Below are 2,445 nucleotides of genomic sequence, written 5' to 3'. Positions count from 1 at the left end.
GAAGCGCCGCCACCCGTCTTCTGGTTTTATGTCCTAAGCAAAAAAGTTTTGCTATATGTCGAAATATATTATTAAGTTAACTTTGATTTCATTCTGATATTTAGACAGATCTCCAATTCTATTATTTAGAAATCGGGGGGGAGACCGACAAATTACTTGTAAAAAGTAAGTTAGATAAAGTGATGTATTAACTATTAATTTAAGGGGTAAAGTATCATGCTAACAATGAATCGGACTCTAGATGAAAAAGTAGCAGACGTTGATCATATCTATTTAAGTGACAGTGATATTTTCAATCTAGAGCGTTTCGCCAACAATTTTTCAGTTCGGGTTAAGACCTATAATCTTCTTCGCGATCGTGCTGATGAAATTACCGTCAAAACACTCAACCTCCTATCCCAGCAATACCCTGAGTTAGTCAATAAACAGTTGCAACGATGCAAATATGACATGTCTAACACAATGCGTTATACCGCTCTATCCGTATTACGTGATGATGAACTATTCTTCCGTGAAACTTTAATGGATTGGTTGGCAAATATTATCAATTCCTATCAAGTTGCCAAAGAATGTTCTACTGCCTATCGTCTCATGCAATCAGTTATTGATGAGATGTTGCCCGCTGAATGTGCAGCTCTTGTAAAGCCCTATTCAGATATGGCGATATCCGCCTTGCTCCACGCTTAATCATCGCAAATAGGCAAATTTAAATAGGCAAATTTAAAATAGCGATCGCAGCTATAGAGATTTATCTCCGAGACTCTAAGGAATTATTAGCCAGATTGACTAACGGATTGCCCGAAATGTATTGATAAATTTTTAGGATTTTTAGAGATTTTTTGGAGAACATGTCATGGATACCTACACCCCTATCACCATCGATCGCAAATCTACAGAAACAGATCGACAGGTTGCTTTGCACCAGATTTACACTCAAATTTTAGAGCGTCAGCCTTATGAATATGAGCGTAAAGAACTTGCCAAGCTCGAAAAAGATTTCCTTAAAGGAAAGCTGGGAGTGCGCCATTTTATAGGTGAATTGGTCATGTCCTCCGTCTATCTCAACAGTTTTTATCGTGATTGCTCAAACCTCAAATTTGTGGAATGGAGCTTCAAACATTTACTCGGTCGGGCAATTCAAGGACATGAAGAAGTTGCCAAATACATGAATTTGTTGATGATGGAAGGGGTTTCAGTGTTTTTTCATGAGATTCTTGGCTCAGAGGAATATCGCAAAGCCTTTGGCGGTTTCACAGTTCCCTACGCCCGTGATGTCAAATTTTACGAGTCTCCTCGCAACTATCTCCAAACCGATCTATTGCAACATGAGCATGTAGGACAACGTGGCAAGGTCATTCCTACAATCTATTGGCAACAACTAGGCATGGATTGTGAAACTGGTACTTGTGTGATGCCTGAAGAAACCACCCATAATGCCGAAGTGGTCAGCCATTCTGTCCATTCAGTCGCAGAACGCCAAAATGCCCTCGCCCAAATCTATGCTCAACTCCTAGAGCGTCAGCCCTATGTATCAGAGCGCAAAGAAATTCAGCAATTAGAGCAAGATTTTCTCTCTGGCAAGTTAGATGTGCGTCATTTCCTTGGTGGATTGGTCATGTCCGAGTTGTACCTCAATAGTTGCTATCATGGCTTCTCCAATCTGAAATTTATGGAGATTAGCTTTAAGCATCTTCTTGGTCGCACCCTCAATGATAAGGAAGAAATTAGTGTCTACACTGATGTTCTGACTAAGCATGGTGTCAGCGCTTTTTTCCATAAAATTTTTGACTCAGACGAATATCGCAAAGCATTTGGTCTTCACACAGTTCCCTACGCTCGTGGCAGCAAACTCCATGACTCGCCCCGCAATTACTTGCAAAGTGATTTGATGCATCACGAACATATGGGACAACATGGTAAATCTGTACCCACGATGTATTGGCAAGAGTTGGGTATGGATTGTGAAACTGGCACTTGTGTCATGCCTGATGGCCAAGCTCAAGATGCGATCGCAAATCAAGTAGCTCCATCGGCGAAGGTCAAAGAGCCAGTATCAAAGGCTCTTAATGCTGAAATTGAGGAACTTTTGCAGATGTTGCAAAATAGCGATGCTCGTCAAGTTTTACAAAGCATGAATGAAAATCAGCGGTCGCTACTTCGCAATTTAGCCAAGTAAACCCAAAAAGAGGAGTGCGGCAAAGCCGCACTCCTCTTTTTTAGGACTGGGAAGAGAGTATCAAGATGATTTAAGAAAAATTTTAAGAAAAACTTATTGAGTAGATAAACTTGGCTTAACCACGGGGTGTCGAGAAGCACATAGGATTACTATTGTGTACCTCACGCTCAGAAGTGTTGAATCAGAAATGAAATCAGCCTAAAATCGGGCACACTATTCCTGTAAAGATGGTGATTTTAGCTTAAAATTACCATCTTTCTAAACCAATG

At 40.5% G+C, this 2,445-nt stretch carries 2 protein-coding genes; both read left to right on the top strand.

The window, feature by feature from the left end:
- The first annotated feature begins 216 nt into the window (after window positions 1–216).
- Window positions 217–687: a globin family protein gene (locus tag H6F41_RS18640; RefSeq protein ID WP_190404955.1), complete on the top strand. Its 471-nt coding sequence runs from the start codon at window positions 217–219 to the stop codon at window positions 685–687.
- A gap of 166 nt (window positions 688–853) precedes the next feature.
- Window positions 854–2,176 (top strand): phycobilisome rod-core linker polypeptide, encoded by a 1,323-nt coding sequence (locus tag H6F41_RS18635; RefSeq protein ID WP_190404954.1) that lies wholly within the window; start codon window positions 854–856, stop codon window positions 2,174–2,176.
- Window positions 2,177–2,445 lie beyond the last annotated feature (269 nt).

The sequence above is a fragment of the Pseudanabaena mucicola FACHB-723 genome, assembly GCF_014696385.1.
GTDB lineage: Bacteria > Cyanobacteriota > Cyanobacteriia > Pseudanabaenales > Pseudanabaenaceae > Pseudanabaena.
The sequence above is the reverse complement of the archived record's forward strand: the minus strand, read 5'-3'. Positions and strand labels throughout refer to the sequence as shown.

Coding starts and splice junctions, on each gene's coding strand:
- H6F41_RS18635 (WP_190404954.1), top strand. CDS start 854: ATGGATACCTACACCCCTATCACCATCGATCGCAAATCTACAGAAACA.
- H6F41_RS18640 (WP_190404955.1), top strand. CDS start 217: ATGCTAACAATGAATCGGACTCTAGATGAAAAAGTAGCAGACGTTGAT.